The 15,322-nt window shown below is 62.1% G+C and carries 19 protein-coding genes; 5 read left to right on the forward strand and 14 right to left on the reverse strand.

Annotation, left to right across the window (positions count from 1 at the left end; all coding sequences use genetic code 11):
• Positions 1-88 precede the first annotated feature (88 nt).
• Positions 89-1,006, forward strand: a complete 918-nt coding sequence (locus tag ALTERO38_RS02610; RefSeq protein WP_159967164.1) for a LysR family transcriptional regulator — start codon at positions 89-91, stop codon at positions 1,004-1,006.
• A 28-nt stretch (positions 1,007-1,034) separates the two neighbouring features.
• Here ALTERO38_RS02610 and ALTERO38_RS02615 read toward each other — a convergent pair whose 3' ends face one another.
• The 3 genes from ALTERO38_RS02615 to ALTERO38_RS02625 all read right to left on the reverse strand — a co-directional run bounded on the left by ALTERO38_RS02615 (position 1,035) and on the right by ALTERO38_RS02625 (position 3,523).
• Positions 1,035-1,985, reverse strand: coding sequence for an adenosine deaminase (locus ALTERO38_RS02615; RefSeq protein WP_159967165.1), 951 nt, complete (start codon positions 1,983-1,985; stop codon positions 1,035-1,037).
• A gap of 523 nt (positions 1,986-2,508) precedes the next feature.
• On the reverse strand, positions 2,509-2,781 hold the full coding sequence (locus ALTERO38_RS02620) for a hypothetical protein (protein WP_200636635.1): 273 nt from the start codon (positions 2,779-2,781) through the stop codon (positions 2,509-2,511).
• A gap of 151 nt (positions 2,782-2,932) precedes the next feature.
• Complete coding sequence (locus tag ALTERO38_RS02625; RefSeq protein WP_159967166.1) at positions 2,933-3,523, reverse strand: YigZ family protein; 591 nt, start codon at positions 3,521-3,523, stop codon at positions 2,933-2,935.
• Between the two features lie 194 nt (positions 3,524-3,717).
• Between ALTERO38_RS02625 and ALTERO38_RS02630 the strand changes: the two genes are divergently transcribed.
• Complete coding sequence (locus tag ALTERO38_RS02630; RefSeq protein ID WP_159967167.1) at positions 3,718-4,047, forward strand: four-helix bundle copper-binding protein; 330 nt, start codon at positions 3,718-3,720, stop codon at positions 4,045-4,047.
• Positions 4,048-4,099: 52 nt separating this feature from the next.
• On the opposite strand, the gene ALTERO38_RS02635 is transcribed toward ALTERO38_RS02630, so the two are convergent.
• The 9 genes from ALTERO38_RS02635 to rutA form a co-directional block, all read right to left on the reverse strand.
• A complete protein-coding gene (locus ALTERO38_RS02635; protein WP_159967168.1) occupies positions 4,100-4,735 on the reverse strand; it encodes a DUF1826 domain-containing protein in 636 nt (211 codons plus the stop codon).
• The gene (zigA, locus tag ALTERO38_RS02640) at positions 4,735-5,937 is read right to left on the reverse strand and encodes a zinc metallochaperone GTPase ZigA (RefSeq protein WP_159967169.1); all 1,203 of its coding nucleotides are present in this window, start codon (positions 5,935-5,937) and stop codon (positions 4,735-4,737) included. The genes ALTERO38_RS02635 and zigA overlap by 1 nt, the downstream gene beginning before the upstream one ends.
• Before the next feature lie 9 nt (positions 5,938-5,946).
• Positions 5,947-6,351, reverse strand: coding sequence for an RNA polymerase-binding protein DksA (gene dksA, locus ALTERO38_RS02645; protein ID WP_159967170.1), 405 nt, complete (start codon positions 6,349-6,351; stop codon positions 5,947-5,949).
• A 145-nt stretch (positions 6,352-6,496) separates the two neighbouring features.
• A complete protein-coding gene (rutF, locus tag ALTERO38_RS02650) occupies positions 6,497-7,024 on the reverse strand; it encodes an NADH-dependent FMN reductase RutF (RefSeq protein WP_159967171.1) in 528 nt (175 codons plus the stop codon).
• A gap of 12 nt (positions 7,025-7,036) precedes the next feature.
• Positions 7,037-7,627 (reverse strand): malonic semialdehyde reductase, encoded by a 591-nt coding sequence (locus ALTERO38_RS02655; RefSeq protein WP_159967172.1) that lies wholly within the window; start codon positions 7,625-7,627, stop codon positions 7,037-7,039.
• Between the two features lie 11 nt (positions 7,628-7,638).
• Positions 7,639-8,436, reverse strand: a complete 798-nt coding sequence (gene rutD / locus ALTERO38_RS02660; protein ID WP_159967173.1) for a pyrimidine utilization protein D — start codon at positions 8,434-8,436, stop codon at positions 7,639-7,641.
• Between the two features lie 183 nt (positions 8,437-8,619).
• Positions 8,620-9,006 carry a pyrimidine utilization protein C gene (gene rutC / locus ALTERO38_RS02665; RefSeq protein WP_014819103.1) on the reverse strand — a complete coding sequence of 129 codons (387 nt, stop codon included), beginning with the start codon at positions 9,004-9,006 and terminating at the stop codon, positions 8,620-8,622.
• Between the two features lie 61 nt (positions 9,007-9,067).
• Positions 9,068-9,814 carry a pyrimidine utilization protein B gene (rutB, locus tag ALTERO38_RS02670; RefSeq protein WP_159967174.1) on the reverse strand — a complete coding sequence of 249 codons (747 nt, stop codon included), beginning with the start codon at positions 9,812-9,814 and terminating at the stop codon, positions 9,068-9,070.
• The gene (gene rutA / locus ALTERO38_RS02675; RefSeq protein ID WP_159967175.1) at positions 9,814-10,902 is read right to left on the reverse strand and encodes a pyrimidine utilization protein A; all 1,089 of its coding nucleotides are present in this window, start codon (positions 10,900-10,902) and stop codon (positions 9,814-9,816) included. Before rutA ends, rutB begins: the two co-directional genes overlap by 1 nt.
• A gap of 293 nt (positions 10,903-11,195) precedes the next feature.
• Here rutA and rutR point away from each other — a divergent pair, with 293 nt between their 5' ends.
• The 3 genes from rutR to ALTERO38_RS02690 all read left to right on the forward strand — a co-directional run bounded on the left by rutR (position 11,196) and on the right by ALTERO38_RS02690 (position 12,931).
• Positions 11,196-11,906: an HTH-type transcriptional regulator RutR gene (gene rutR, locus ALTERO38_RS02680; protein WP_159967176.1), complete on the forward strand. Its 711-nt coding sequence runs from the start codon at positions 11,196-11,198 to the stop codon at positions 11,904-11,906.
• Positions 11,907-12,022: 116 nt separating this feature from the next.
• Positions 12,023-12,394, forward strand: a complete 372-nt coding sequence (locus tag ALTERO38_RS02685) for a VOC family protein (RefSeq protein WP_159967177.1) — start codon at positions 12,023-12,025, stop codon at positions 12,392-12,394.
• A 78-nt stretch (positions 12,395-12,472) separates the two neighbouring features.
• Positions 12,473-12,931, forward strand: coding sequence for a hypothetical protein (locus ALTERO38_RS02690; protein WP_256663752.1), 459 nt, complete (start codon positions 12,473-12,475; stop codon positions 12,929-12,931).
• 24 nt (positions 12,932-12,955) lie between these two features.
• Here ALTERO38_RS02690 and ALTERO38_RS02695 read toward each other — a convergent pair whose 3' ends face one another.
• Both ALTERO38_RS02695 and ALTERO38_RS02700 read right to left on the reverse strand, forming a co-directional pair.
• Positions 12,956-14,149 (reverse strand): MFS transporter, encoded by a 1,194-nt coding sequence (locus tag ALTERO38_RS02695; RefSeq protein ID WP_159967178.1) that lies wholly within the window; start codon positions 14,147-14,149, stop codon positions 12,956-12,958.
• 93 nt (positions 14,150-14,242) lie between these two features.
• Complete coding sequence (locus tag ALTERO38_RS02700) at positions 14,243-15,232, reverse strand: GlxA family transcriptional regulator (protein WP_159967179.1); 990 nt, start codon at positions 15,230-15,232, stop codon at positions 14,243-14,245.
• Positions 15,233-15,322 lie beyond the last annotated feature (90 nt).

Genomic DNA, 15,322 nt, shown 5'->3' on the forward strand with positions numbered 1-15,322 from the left:
ATGGGCGTTGAATGCCGCCATGTTCGGCTTTCGCGCTGCGATGAAAAACAGCATATTTCGCAGAGACTCTTTCAATGGAATATTGAAAATGCTGCGCAGCGATGACCTACAGGTATTTGTGCTGACCGCTGAACTGGGGAGCCTGTCGGCCGCTGCTCGGCAGCTGGAATTGTCGCCAGCCGTTGCCAGCGCGGCCCTCAAGCGACTGGAGACGCAGTTGGGCTGTCGTTTGCTGGTGCGTTCGACCCGGAGCCTGAGGCTGACCGATGACGGCGAGGCTTATCTGCCCCATGCGCGTTCAGCGCTGCAGAGCCTGCTCGAGGGTCGGCAACTGCTGGCCGGTGGGAAAGCGAGTATCAGCGGCACGCTGCAGCTGTCGGCGCCGTCGGACTTCGGCCGCAATGTGCTCTTGCCATGGCTGGACGAGTTTCAGCTGCAGCACCCGCGATTGAGCCTTCGGCTGTTGTTGGCCGATCGCAACGCTGATCTATTTCGACAGCAGGTCGACGTCGCGCTGCGCTACGGTCTGCCGGAAGACTCCAGTCTGGTGGCGCTACCGGTAGCTTCAGCAAACAGGCGAGTGCTTTGCGCCTCGCCGGGCTACCTTGGCATACACGGAGCGCCGCGCTCCCTTGCCGAGCTTGCCGACCATAACTGCCTGCGCTTCATGCTGGCGGGACGGGTGCACGAACGCTGGTGCTTCAGCGACGGTCGCCGTCCGCTGGAACAGGCAGTCAGCGGAGATCGCATCAGCGATGATGCCGATGTGGTGCGGCGCTGGGCGCTGGCCGGGCGGGGCGTTGTGTATAAATCCTGGCTGGACATCGCTCAGGATGTGCAGGCGGGGCGACTGGTCGTGCTGATGCCGGAGCTGCTGGGCGAGCCGACGCCGCTGAACCTGATCTGCGCCCACCGTGCGCATCTGGGCGAACGGGTGCGGCTGTTGCGCGAACATCTGGTCGAACGATGCCAGGTGCTGATGCAGCTGGCTCCGTTCTCGAGCTGACGGGCCGCGCTGCGGCGGCCCTTGCCGATCACTTCGCCAAGCGGGCGTCGAGGCTGTTCTGAGCCAGGCGGCGCGCCTGATCTTCGGTCATCCCCAGGCTTTCATGCAGCGCCATGAAATTCTCGGTGACGTAACCGCCGAAGTAGGCCGGGTCGTCGGAGTTCACCGTCACCTTCACGCCCTGTTCAAGCATCTGCAGGATGTTGTGCTGACTCATGTCGTCGAACACGCAAAGTTTGGTATTGGACAACGGGCAGACCGTGAGCGGAATCTGCTCGTCGATCAGGCGCTGGATCAACTTCGGATCTTCGGAGGCGCGCACGCCGTGGTCGATGCGGCTGACCTTGAGCAGGTCCAGCGCTTCCCAGATGTATTCGGGTGGGCCTTCTTCACCGGCATGTGCCACGGCGAGGAAGCCTTCGGCACGGGCCTTGGCAAAGACGCGCTCGAACTTGCTCGGCGGATGGCCCATTTCTGAACTGTCCAGACCGACCGCGAAGAAAGCGTCGCGGAACGGCATCGCCTGTTCCAGCGTCTTGAACGCGGCCTCTTCGGGCAGGTGACGCAGAAAGCTCAGGATCAGGCCGCTGCTGATGCCGAGCAGCTCGCGGCCGTCAGCCAGGGCGCCGCTGATGCCGCGCATGGCAACTTCGAACGGGATGCCGCGATCCGTGTGGGTCTGCGGATCGTAGAAAGGCTCAGTGTGGACGACGTTCTGCTCTTCGCACTTCTGCAGGTAGGCCCAGGTCAGGTCGTAGAAATCCTGCTCGGTGCGAAGTACGTCGGCCCCGGCGTAGTACAGATCAAGAAACTCCTGCAAATTGCCGAAGTTGTAGGCGCTGCGCAGCGCGTCGACATTGTCCCAGGGCAGGGCAATCTTGTTGCGTTCGGCCAGGCGAAACAGCAGCTCGGGTTCGAGCGAGCCCTCGAGGTGTAGATGAAGCTCGGCTTTGGGCAAGGCGTTGAGCCAGTCGTACATGAGAAACCCCCGTCCTGAAAAATTGCATTTAAGCATGTTGGAGGAGTTGACCCAAAGGTCAACTAACGATCCGACTGCACGTTGCCGAGCATTGCCCGAAATTGTTTGCCAGTCAGCTATTTGGCCTGTGCAAAAAACGAGCAAGTTGTTCCAAGCGAGGCCGGACGGGGCCGGCCGCTGACAGCCCAAAGCTTATCCACAAGCTTGTCCACTGCAATTGCGAATAACCAGACGAAACGATGATAGCGATCTGCAATCGCACGCTGGGCATGTTTTAGACAATAAAAAACGATGAAAATCAATGCGTTTTGGTGATATTTGCAGGCTTCCGGTGGCGCAGATCAAAAAATGATCGATATTGCCGGGGCCGCATTAAGACTGGGGTTGCAGGGTTGCTCACATTGTTATCCACAACTTGATGCACATAAATGGTGGAAAACCTGACGACATAAAAAAGCCGCACTTGCTGGTGCAAGCACGGCTTTCGAGCCTGGCGCGCCGTTATGACACGCGTCGCTACTTGTCAGTTTTGCTTGATGGGCTCGACAGGTTCACGCACAACGTCAGGCTCATCATCGTCAGGCATGGTCACATCGACATCAGGAACAGTGATGACCTTTTCCTTGGTGCCAACATCCACTTCTGGCGCATCGACGTCGTACTCAGGCATGTTGCCGCCTTCGACTTCTACGTCTGGCAGCGAGCCTTCTTCGGTTTTCTCGACATCGCAACCGGCCATGCCCAAGGTGGTCAGCAGCACGGCGCCGGGGATCAGCCACTTATATTTGCTTTTCATTCGTCAGACTCCTGTTTCGCAGCGGAATGCGTGTCTCGGCACTTCCACTCGTTTATGTTGGGGGACATGCGCATGACTGCGCCGACCCAACGGCAAGTGCCGCTGTTATAGGGACTTCTCTGATATCGAGCAGTTCAACGAGACGCGATGCTCAAGGCTCCAACAAGTGCAGTTCGGAGCGGCCACGGCTGATGTCGGACAGTAGTTTCTGCACCTGCGGCTGCAGCGCCGCTGGGAAGGCCAGTTGCAATTCGGCGCCTTCTGCGTCGAAGGTTTCGCTGTCAATCAGTGCGTCATAGTCACTCAGGCGCGACTTGAGCAGCGCCAACTCGGCGAAGCGGCAGTGACAGCTGCAGCGAACCCTGGCAACCAGCTCGACGCGCTCGCCAGCCTGCAGACATTTCGCCGCAGCGCCGCCATAGGCTCGGGCCAGGCCGCCAGTCCCTAGCTGGATACCGCCGAACCAGCGAATCACCACCACGACCACCTGGTCGCAGTCCTGCCCCTCGATGGCGGTCAGCATGGGTCGGCCTGCAGTTCCGCCGGGCTCGCCGTCATCACTGAATCGGTACTGATTGCCGACCCTCCACGCCCAACAGTTATGCGTGGCGCTGGCATCGCTGACTGCTTGGATGAACGCGTGGGCGTCTTCGGGGCTGGACACCGGCGCAGCCTTAGCGAGGAAGCGGCTCTTGCGGATGGTTTCCTGATATTCGCAAGGCGAGGCAAGGGTGGAGGTCATGTGCATCGCGGGCTGTGAAAAGGGATCGAGGATTGTAGCGGCGACCGTAGCCGAGCGGGGACCCGATGCTCCGGCCGCAGGGGGATGGAAGGACCACTGGGTCGATCAGACTGAACTTAGAACGGCGCGATCGGCACGAAATATCTGAAAGGGCGAACCATCGCTCCCCTCAACATCGACCATGGAGGTATCCAATGCTCAATGCCAAATTCGACGCATGCATCCAGGCTTGTTCCAACTGCGCCATCGCTTGTGAAACCTGCGCTGCATCCTGTCTGCGCGAAGACGACGTGAAAATGATGGCCCGCTGCATCGAGCTTGACCGAGACTGCGCCGACCTGTGTGCACTTGCCGCCACGCTGATGGCCCGTGACAGCAAGCTCGCCCAAGAGATTTGCCGCATCTGTGCGCAAGCCTGCCGCGACTGTGCTGAAGAATGTGGCAAGCACCAGATGGACCACTGCGAGGCCTGCGCCGAAGCCTGTCGCCAATGCGCTGAAGAGTGCGAAAAGATGGCGGCGTAATCGATATGCCGTTGGTTTCGAGGGTCGAGCAGCCACAGTTGCCGGCCCTTTTTCAGGCCAGCCAGTCCAAGGTCAGGATCAGCCTGCGCTCGCCGGGCGCCGCCTGCGGTGAGCGGTGGATGATGCCGGCGCCTTCGTTACCCTCCCATCTCTCTCCCTTGAACAGCGCGACTTCACCCGCCAACAGTCGCTCGATGCCCTGCGGTGCGACCGTGGGATCGCCAAGGCGATGGCGCGGTATGGCGTGTTCAGGCAGCCATTCGCTGCCCGCGCCGGCATAGGTGGTAAGCAGGCGCAAGGGCACATGGTCGACGTGGAAGCGTGGGCACATTGCCTTGTCCAGAATCCTCAGTCGCAGCCCGATCCGGCGTGCTTCGACAAGAGAGCTAAACGCACGGACCAACCAGGCGACGTCAGCCACGAAACCAGCGTGCCCGGCAATATCGCGGTAGGCCGTCGCCAGAGCAAACGTATCGACCTCGCCGTTTGCATCAGGCTCGATGGTCAGCGATTCGGCCAAGGGCTCGCCCAACGCCATCAAGGTCTGTGCGAAGCCGGCGATATGAGGCGGCAGCTGGCGCTGCCACACAGAGAGGTTGACGTTCTCAAGCAGCGCATCGCCCAGGACTGCCGGGGCGTGTCCGAATACTTGCTGAGGGATTGCGCTGACCGGCTGCCGCGCAAGCATCACGCAACCTCCTGATGCCAGGGCACGAACGGGTCCGGTAGGCGCAGCCATTGCTCAGGACCTAGGTTCCACTCGTAGTCGCTGAGCAGGCAGGCGTCGAGTTCGGCGCGCAGGCGATGGAAGTCGATGTGCTGGCCGATAAAGACCAGTTCCTGACGGCAATCCCCGCTGTCATCGCGCCATTTCGAGCGGATTGCCGCACGCGATTCCTCGTCTACGGGCCACTGGGCGTCCGGAGTGAAACGCCACCAGCGGCCGGCATATTCGTAGCGCATCAGCCCGCCGGCTTGGGACCAGCTACCGGCTTCCTGCGGGCGGCTGGCCAGCCAGAAATAGCCCTTCGAGCGAAGCAGCCGGCCGTTGCTCCACTCCCGGTTGAGGAAGGCATGGAAGCGTTCTGGATGGAATGGGCGACGCGCCAGGTAAGCGGTTGACGCGATACCGTAGGCTTCGCTCTCAGGAATGTGCTCGCCGCGCAGTTCCTTGAGCCAGCCCGGCGCCTGAGCTGCGCGCTCGAAATCGAAGCGTCCGGTGTCGAGTATTTTCGACAGCGCCACGTTGCCCATGCTGATGGGCAGGATTTCGGCGTGGGAGTTCAAACGGGCCAGGATGGCGCCCAGCTCTTCACGTTCGGCACTGGAGATGAGATCGATCTTGCTGATGAGGATCACGTCAGCGAATTCCACTTGCTCAATCAGCAGGTCGGTGATCGAGCGCTCATCCTCTTCGCCCAGGGTTTCGCCACGACTGGCCAGACTCTCGGCCTCGTGGAAGTCGCGCAGGAAGTTGACCCCGTCGACTACCGTGACCATGGTGTCCAGCCGTGCCAGGTCGGCGAGGCTCTGGCCCTGTTCGTCGCGAAAGGTGAAGGTCTCGGCCACCGGCAAGGGCTCGGAAATGCCGGTTGACTCGATCAGCAGGTAATCGAAGCGGCCTTCACGCGCCAGCTTGGCCACTTCCTCGAGCAGGTCCTCGCGCAGCGTGCAGCAGATGCAGCCATTACTCATCTCGACCAGTTTCTCTTCGGCACGGTTGAGACTGACGTCGCGCTGGACCTCGCCACCGTCGATGTTGATTTCGCTCATGTCGTTGACGATCACCGCGACGCGGCGACCCTCGCGATTCTTCAGGATGTGGTTCAGCAGCGTGCTTTTGCCGGCGCCCAGAAAGCCGGACAGCACGGTGACGGGAAGGCGATTCATGGCGGTCTCTCAGGCGGTTCGTTGGTGTTTTTCGCGCAGTTCCTGGCGCTCTTTGGCTTCAATGCAGAGCGTCGTGGTGGGCCGCAGCAACAGGCGCTTCAGCCCGATGGGCTCGCCGGTTTCGGCGCACCAGCCGTATTCGCCGCGGGCGAGGGCGTCCAGCGAGTCGTCAATCTTGTCGAGCAGCTTCTTTTCCCGCTCCAGCAGCCGGAGCTGCCACTGACGTTGCTCTTCAGCTGTGCCGATATCGGATGGATCGCTGCTGGGCTCTTGTTCGCGCAACTGCTGAAATTCGTCCTCAATGCGAGCCTGCAAATCGGCGCGCTGGTGCAATAGCAAGTCTCGGAAGAACCCTTGTTGGGCTTCATTCATGTAGGCGTCGGCGGGTAGCGCGAGGAGTTCGGTTTCGGTCATGGAGGTATGCACAGCCAGTTGGATGCAATAGTTATAACATAACATAAGGCACGCTGCGCAAACGGGAACGTTGGCCGGACGGCCAGCCGTGGCGGGTATCGGAAAGACAACCTGCGCTTGGTCAGGCGCAGGTCAGGTTTGCGGGTTAGTGACTGCCTTGCAGGCCGTGATAGGCGCGGTCGAAATACACCAGGCCGTCCGCGTCGTTCTGGTGCTTGAGTGCAAGTACTTCGCAAAAAAGGATGTCGTGAGTGCCGACAGTGATGCTGTGGCTGACGCGGCAATCGAAGGAGACAGCGGCACCTTCCAGTACGGGCGAGCCCGTCAGCCAGGTGGTCCAGCTCGCGGCAGCGAAACGTTCGGCCATCGGCGTTTTGCCGCCAAACTGGTTGGACAGGTTGCGCTGACCGCTGGCCAGTGTATTGACGCAGAGCTGCGCGTTGGCCGTTACAGCCGCGTGCGCTGATGCCGCTCGGTTCAGGCAGACCAGCAAAGTTGGCGGATCATCTGTCACGCTACACACGGCTGTCGCGGTAAAGCCGGCGCGCCCAGCGGGGCCATCGGTAGTGATCACGTTGACCGCAGCGGCGAGGCGCGCCATGGCGTCGCGGTAGTCCTGCTTGATCACAGGCGGGGTGGTGACGTTGGTGGGGTCGAGTTCAGCCAGGTTCATATCGGGGCTCCATCAGGCGAACGCGCAGGCGCGGTCGAAAGGCAGGCGCGGTAGCCGGTCGCGCAGCTTGCTGGTATCGCCATAGCCAAGGTTGATCAGCAGGTTGGATTTCCAGGTCGTGTCGTGGAAGAAGGCTTCGTCCAGAGCCTTGGCGTCAAAGCCGGACATCGGGCCGCAATCGAGGCCCAGAGCACGCGCGGCGAGGATCAGGTAGCCAGCCTGCATGGAGCTGTTGCGCAGGGCATTTTCAGCGATCAGTGCCGGCTGGCCGGCATACCAGCTACGGGCGTCGGCGAAGGGAAACAACTCGGGCAGCGTCTCGGGAAAATCCTCGTCATAGGCGACGATCACCGTCACCGGAGCACTCATGGTTTTGTCCAGATTGCCCTTGGACAGGCACGGCGCGAGCTTTTCCTTGGCCTCGGCTGTGCGCACGAAAACGAAGCGCCCGGGGCAGCTGTTGACGGCGGTCGGGCCCAGGCGAACCTGGTCATAGAGCTGTTCGAGCAGCGCGTCCGGCACCGGTTTGTCCAGCCAGGCGCTGTGTGTGCGGCCTTCGCTGAACAGGGTCGCAAGGGCTTGTGAATCAAATGGGGTGTGCATGTTCAGTGTCCTCAGGCTGCCGCGGCCTGGCCGCATTGCTCGGCCAGGAAGTCCAGCAGGACTCGGTTGAAGGGTTCGCTGTCGCTGACGCTGGAGGCATGTCCGCCGTATTCCAGCAATGCCAGTCGCGCGTTGGGCAGGACCTCTGCCATGTGCTGCGAGCGATTCCAGGGCACCAACATGTCGTCGCGGTTGGCGACCAGCAGCGTGGGCGTCTGGATCGTTGGCAGCTCGGCCTCGATATCGAAGCTCAGCAACGCGCCGATCCGCCGCAGCAGACTGGCCGTGGTCGGGAAGTTTGCCAGTGCGTGTTCATCGTCCTTCGCCAGTTTCTCGCTGTTGGCGACGATCCAGTCCGCCGGGTAGAGAAACAGCGATTGCGCCTGCACGTACGCGGCCGGACCGCTGTCGCGCAAAAGGTTCTGGCGTACGGCAAAGCACCGTGCGCTGTGAGGGTTGGGGCTGCTCCAGGCATTGACCAGCACCTGGCTCTGTAACCGTTGCGGGCTCAGCAGGGCCATTTGCAGACCAACAAGCCCGCCCAGCGCGTGACCGATGAAATGACACTGGTGAATATTCAGGCTGTCGAGCAGGTCCAGCAGTTCGAGCGCCATGGTGTTGATCGAGTAGCCCTCGGGTAACGAGGCCTGGCTCTTGTTAGTGCCGAGCTGGTCATAGACGACTACGCGGTAGTCTTGGCTCAGCACCGGCAATTGCGGCGTCCAGAACGCGCCCGCGCCGCCAAGGCCTGAGCTGCAGACCAGCGTCGGGGCGTCCGCCTCCTGGCGGCCGTAGATTTCATAATGCATAACGAACCTCCTTACAGATCAGAGCACGCCTGGGGGGCGCATCTGCCGCGAGAGGCCACGCCGGATGCTCGCCAACAGCACCTATGGATGTCTGGCAGAGGAAGCACGAGGCTGCTGGCCGAGCCGATTTAACTGATGGCCGACCCAGCCGCCCTGCGCTTCAGCGTGGCGCCTCGCACGTTGCTATTGGCCGACGTGCGCGATGCTGGCGATCTCGATCAGCGCATCGGGTTTCACCAGCCCGCACTGGATGCAATAGCGCGCGGGTTTCTCGCCGGGGAAGTACTCGGCATACACCTCGTTGACCTTCGCGTAATTGGCCCAGTCGGTAAGCATGATCATGTTGAAGGTGACGTCGTCCATGCTGCCGCCGGCGGCCTCGACGACGCCCTTGATGGTTTCCAGGACGTGTCGGGTCTGGGCGGCGGCGTCGCCGACGTGAACGACGTTGTTGTCCTTGTCGAAGGGCAGGGTGCCGGAGACGTAGACCACGCCATCGGCCATGGAGCCGGGGACGTAGGGCGCGAGCGGTTTGCCGGAGCCGGCGGGGATGATGGATTGCTTGGGCATGACGGTGATTCCTTGCAAGGCGATATTTGGGGCCGCTGCGAGGCGGCTCTGTCGTTATGAATCAGGAAACAGTGGCTGTGGCTTCGACCTGGGCGAAGGTGTTGCAGAAATCGTCCACGCTGGAGACCCAGCCAAAGAACGTCTCGATGTTGTACAGCGCTGCCTGCTGGGCGAACTCCGGCCCGGCCTGATGGGTTGCATCGGCCAGCACCACGCCGAAATATTCGAGATGGAAGCCATCGCGCAGCGTCGACTCCACGCACACATTGGTGGCAATGCCGGTGAACACCAGATTGCGGATGCCACGGGCGCGCAGCGTGCTGTCCAAGTGCGAGTTGAAGAACCCGCTGTAGCGCGGCTTGGGCACCACGATGTCGCCGGGCTGCGGCGTGAGCTCATCCACCAACTGATAATCCCAGCCGCCTTTGGCCAGCAGTGTGCCGCCCAGCTCGGGGCGCTTTCGCATGGTTTTCAGGGCGTTGGATTTGTGCCAATTGGGCGAACCCGGACCGCCGGCCTCAACATACTGAGCGTCCCAGCCGTTCTGCAGGAAAATCACCTGGATGCCCGCCGCTCGCGCAGCGGCCAGGGCCTGAAGAATCTTGTCGATTACCGGCCCGGTACTCGACACATCGAAGCCGGCCAGATCCAGATACCCGCCCTTTGTGGAGTAAGCGTTCTGCATATCCACGACAATCAGTGCCGTCTCGCTGGCGCTCATTGCCAGTGGTTCCGGACGTGCCGGCATTTTCATGATGTCGCCGGCGGGCTTCAGTCCGTAGCCTGAAAAATGCTCCGCGGCGTTCATCAGGCGGACTCCTTCAGCGGCTCGATGTGACGACGGCTCTGCATCAGCGGTTGGATCTTCTGGCCGAACGCCTCGATGCCCTCTAAGAAGTCATCGAATGTCAGCATCACGCCCTGCATGCCGGGCACCGTGGCGATCTCGTCGAGCATCCTGGCGACGTTGGCGTAGGAGCCGACGAGTGTGCCCATGTTGATGTTCACCGCTGAGGTGGGGTCCGCCATCTGCCTGATGTTGGTGTCGCTGCCGGAGGTCTTGTCCGCCGCGCCCTGTTCGCCCAGCCAGGCGATGGCTTCCTGATCGACGCCAGCCTTGTAGTGCTCCCACTTGGCGCGGGCGGCTTCGTCGGTCTCGTCGGCGATAACCATGAACAGCACACAGGAAGTCACGTTGCGGCCCGTCTTCTCGGTGGCCTTGAGCAACCGCTCCGTGGCCGGCGCGAAGGCGGTCGGCGTATTCACGCCCTTGCCGAAGCAAAAGTTGTAATCGGCGTACTGTGCGGAGAAGGCCATTCCGGCATCCGAAGAGCCCGCGCAGATGATCTTCATGTCCGCCTGCGGTACCGGGCTGACTCGGCAATCTTCCATCTGGAAGTGCTCGCCCTTGAAGTCGCTATGACCGGTAGCCCACAGATCGCGCAACACCTGGGCGTACTCGCCGAGGTACTGGTAACGGTTACCGAAGAATTCGTCGCCCGGCCACATGCCCATCTGGCTGTACTCGGGCTTCTGCCAGCCGGTCACCAGATTCACCCCGAAGCGGCCATTGGAAATCGAGTCGATGGTCGAAGCCATGCGCGCCACGATGGCCGGCGGCAGGGTGAGGGTAGCGGCGGTGGCGAACAGCTGGATCTTGCTGGTGACAGCCGCCAGCCCCGCCATCAGCGTGAAGGACTCCAGGTTGTGCTCCCAGAATTCGGTCTTACCGCCAAAGCCGCGCAGCTTGATCATCGACAGCGCGAAATCGAAACCGTAGCCCTCGGCCTTCTGCACGATGGCCTTGTTGAGTTCGAAGGTCGGCATGTACTGCGGCGCGTTTTCGGAAATGAGCCAGCCGTTGTTGCCGATCGGAATGAAAACACCAACATCCATGGGAAGCACCTCTGTACGCAATGGCTAGAAAGCGCTGCCCGAACGTGGCGGGCAGGGTCACAGAGGCTTTTGCAGAAAGCAGGCCAGAAGTTGAATTAACTTATATATCAATAAGATGGATCTGAATTGGATGGCTAGGTAGACCATTTGGTCCGAAACAGAGCACCTGGTTTGTGCGGGCGGCCCCTCCGTTGCGCAAAAAGCGCGCAAACAGCTTGCAGAGCGTCTGCTTGTGCCGCACTGGCCTCTGGCGCGCTACAGTAACGTCCCGTTTGCGCCCGACCGGTAATGCAGTGACAGACCAGACCCCAACAGCTCCACGCCGACGCCTGACCGCCGGCAAAACCGCCAAGAAGAAGGGCGCGGCACGTGTTCCCAGTGCCAGCGCAGTGGACCGCCGTGCCCGCATGATCGAGAGCAAGCGGGCCACCATCCTCAGCGCTGCCCTTGGGCTTTTTTCGCGCTTCGGCCTGCACGGCACCAGCCTGGATCAGGTCGCGACCCAGGCCGACGTGTCAAAGACCAACCTGCTGTACTACTTCGGCAGCAAGGAAGACCTCTATATAAACGTACTGCGGCAACTGCTCGAGGTCTGGCTGCGGCCGCTGCAGGCGTTTTCAGCGGAGCAGGACCCGATCGAGGCGATCAGCGACTACTTGCGCGTCAAGCTCGAACTCTCCCGCGACCATCCCGAAGAATCCCGGCTGTTCTGCATGGAGATCATGCAAGGCGCGCCGTTGCTGTTGGGCGAGTTGGAGCAGCCCTTGCGTGAGCTTGTCGAGAACAAGGTCGCCGTGATCCAAGCCTGGATAGATGCCGGCAAGCTGGCGGCAGTCAGTCCTCATCATCTGATCTTTTCGCTCTGGGCAACCACCCAGCACTACGCCGACTTCCGCGTGCAGATCGAAGCCGTCGCCGGCAAGACGCTGGATGATCCGGCATTCTTCGAGCAAACGCTCAAGAGCTTGCAGGCGTTGATACTGGATGGCGTCAGGCCGCGCTGACAGCGCATCGGGCTCCAGCCGGAGGCGCCCGAACATGAGCAAACCCTTGATCAACTGGCCGCTCAAGCGTAGCCGTACCGCAGTTCTCCTGTATCCATCCTTCAAGGAGCTTTTCAGTGTTCACGGTTAAAGCCACCCAGCACGTGCTCGCCGTAGATGACCTGGAGAAAACCGAGCGCTACTTTCTCGACGTGCTTGGTTTCTCTGTGCGATTCCGCGTCGAGGGCTGGTCATTCATCAGCCTCGGGGATTTTCACGTGATGCTCGGGCACTGCCCGGACGAAGTGCCGGCCCGTGATACCCATGAGCACGCCTATTTCGCATACGTTAACTGCGACGGCATTGACGAGCTTTACGCCAGATACCAGCAGCGAGGCGTCGTTATTTTCCAGCCGATATCCGACAAGCCATGGGGCATGCGCGAGTTTGGCGTTGCGACGCCCGAAGGACATCGGATGATGTTCGGCGAAGACATTGGCGATGTCTGATTGGTTGGGCCCAGTGGGTTTCCAATTCGACCAACCTCACTCCTGTTTTTTGTATCGCACCCGGATATCTACGGCTCAATGACCCACGCAGACAGCGCTTCATTCCCAGCGATGGATATCCGATTCTCGGAGATCGAACAAAACGTCCCTGCCTTGCCAGGGATCTACGAGATCCACACGAACGATGGCGAAGCGCTAAAAGTCGGGATCGGCGTCAACCTACGCAAGCGGCTGATTCAGCATCGCAGGTCGCGCCAGAGTCGGTTGGTGCTCAAGCCCGGTGGCAGTTGGGGAGACCCCGCCGATGTCAGAAGCACACAGTCGATATTGGCGAAGCACCTGTACTTCGCTGGTTGTGCCGATGGATATGATCTCAGCACGGAGGCGGGGCGACAGGCGTTCCTCGAGGAGCGCTGCTTCATCCGCTTCCGGGTTACTTCGAGCCGCAAGGAGGCCCGTTCGCTGGAGCTCGCGCTGGAGGCCAGCGGAGCCTTCCTTTTTCAAGGGCGGGTAAGTCGTCCCTTGCAGCGAAGCTGACCTCTGCGGGGGAGGCGTCAGCCGCTACAGGCTCCTCTCGGCTGGCTGCCTCCGCCGATCCCATTGCGCGATCTGCACCAGAACCACCAGCGTCACGATCGGCAGCAGCCCGATATTCACTGCGGCCCAGCCGGCCTGGGCGATCAATGCGCCGGAGGCGAAGGACATCACTGCGGCGACGCTACCGTTGCTCAATTCCATCAAGCCCTGCGCCCGTGCGCGCTCATTCGGCGCATGCCCGTGGCCGAGTTGCGTGGTGCCGGCCACCAGCATCAGGTTCCAACCGACGCCGAGCAGGCAGCTGCTGATCATGAAGTGCCAGTGGGTGATGCCGAGCAGCGCGACTATCGCACTGACGATCAGCAGGGCCGCGCCGCCGCAGGCGACCAGTCGGCAGCCCCAGCGGTCCACCAACGGCCCGGCGACGAAAGCCGGGAGGAACATGCCGAGCATGTGCCACTGGATGACTTGCCCGCTGGCCTGCAGATTCAGGCCTTCGCCATGCATCGCCAAGGGCGTGGCGTTCATCACCAGAATCATCAGACCGTGGCCGGCGGCAGTGGTCAGCACCGCGGCGCGAATGGTCGGCCGCGCCAGCAGTGCCCGCCAACTGACCGCTGGCAGGGCGGCGTGAGCAGCTGGTGCACCGCTGCTCGCCGGCAATCCAGCAAGCACCAGTACGCCCAGCGCCGCGAGGCTGGCAATCAGCAGATAGGTGCCGGCAAAGGGGACGGCAGTGATATCGCGCGCCATATGGCCGAGCGTGGGCGCGATCAGCGCAGCTAATACGCCGCCGCCGATCACGCAGGCGGTGGCGCGACCCTTGAAGGCATCACTCACCGCTTCCAGCGCGGCGAAGCGGTAGAACATGGCTGAAGCCTGGTAGGCGCCGATCGGCAACGCGCCAAGACACAGCAGGGTGAAGCTGTCGAGCCAGAGCGACAGCGCGCTGATCAGCCCGCCCAGCACGCCGGCCAAGGCACCGATCAGAAAACCGGCCCGCCGGCCGCGGCGCTGCATCAGCCCCGCTAGCGGCTGCAGGGCGAGCAAGCCGCCGAGCATCAGCAGTGCAAGCGGCAGGGTGGCGAGACCGGCCCCTGGTGCCAGGCGCAGCCCGACGATGGCGGTGAAGATGATCCCGGTCATCGAGCATGACCAGAACAACGCTTGAGCGATGAACAGGCGCAGGACCTGCGGATTGTTGAGCAGTAAGTGCATAGGTGCGGCTCCTTGAGGGTGACGAGCGGGCACAGCGCTGCCTGGCCAGATGCCGAGCGCGCTGGTGAACAGTGAGTGAGGTCGGACGAGGCGTCAGCCGAAGCGCTGGTAAAACTCTCGCGGGCTGACAGACAGGTGTTTCTGAAAGCTGCGCCTGAGGTTTTCCGGATGACCGAAACCGGTTAACCGCGCCACCGTCGCAATCGAGGCCTGCGCGTCGAGCAGCAGATTGCGCGCGGCCTCCAGACGCACCCTTTCGATGTACTGCCCCGGCCCTATGCCGGTTTCCTGGCTGAACAGGCGACAGAGAGTGCGCGGCGTCATGTGCGCCTGGGCGGCCAGTGCTTCGATAGAAAGATCGTCGCCCAGATGCCCGGGAATCCATTCCAGCAGCGCGGCCAGACGCGCCGCACTGCTGGTCGGTGCCATCAGCAGCGGGCTGAACTGGGTCTGTCCGCCGGGCCGACGCAGGAACATCACCAAACGCTGGGCGACTGCCAACGCCAGCGCGCGGCCGAGATCCGCCTCGACCAGGGCCAGCGCCAGATCGATGCCCGCGGTAACGCCCGCCGAGCTGAACAGGTGCGCCGCCTGCGAGTCGGTCGGGTCGTAGGTGTGCAGCCGATCGCCCTGCACCTCGATGGCCGGGTATGAGCCCAGGGCGGCAAGATCAGCCCAGTGCGTGGTTGCCTTGCGCCCGTCGAACAGCCCCGCCTCGGCCAGGATCAGCGCGCCGGAGCAGACCGATCCCAGGCGGCGTACCCTGGGTTCTGCCCTTCGCAGCCAGTCGAGCAGCGGTTGGTCATGCTTCTGCACATCCACGCCGACGCCGCCTGGCACCAGCAGCGTATCCAGCGTGGCGGGATCGCACCCGGCCCAGCTCGCATCCGCCACCAGCTTCAGCCCCGCCGAGGTCGCGACCGGGCCGGCACTGGCGCCGAGCAGCATCAGCTCGTAATGGCGCGGCAGGCCTTGTCGCTGCCGCTCGACGTTGGCCGAGGCGAACACCTGCATTGGGCCGGTGACGTCCAGGCTCATGACATCCGGGTAGATCAGGCAGGCGACGGTGCGGGTGGTGTCCATGGAACACCTCTCAGGGAAGATGCCTGCAGTCTGCTGCCGACACGCATCTGTCGCAATGACAAGGTTCCCACGAATCTTGCCAGAACTGCT

The sequence above is a fragment of the Pseudomonas sp. 9Ag genome (assembly GCF_902506445.1).
In the GTDB taxonomy this organism is placed as follows: domain Bacteria; phylum Pseudomonadota; class Gammaproteobacteria; order Pseudomonadales; family Pseudomonadaceae; genus Stutzerimonas; species Stutzerimonas stutzeri_AB.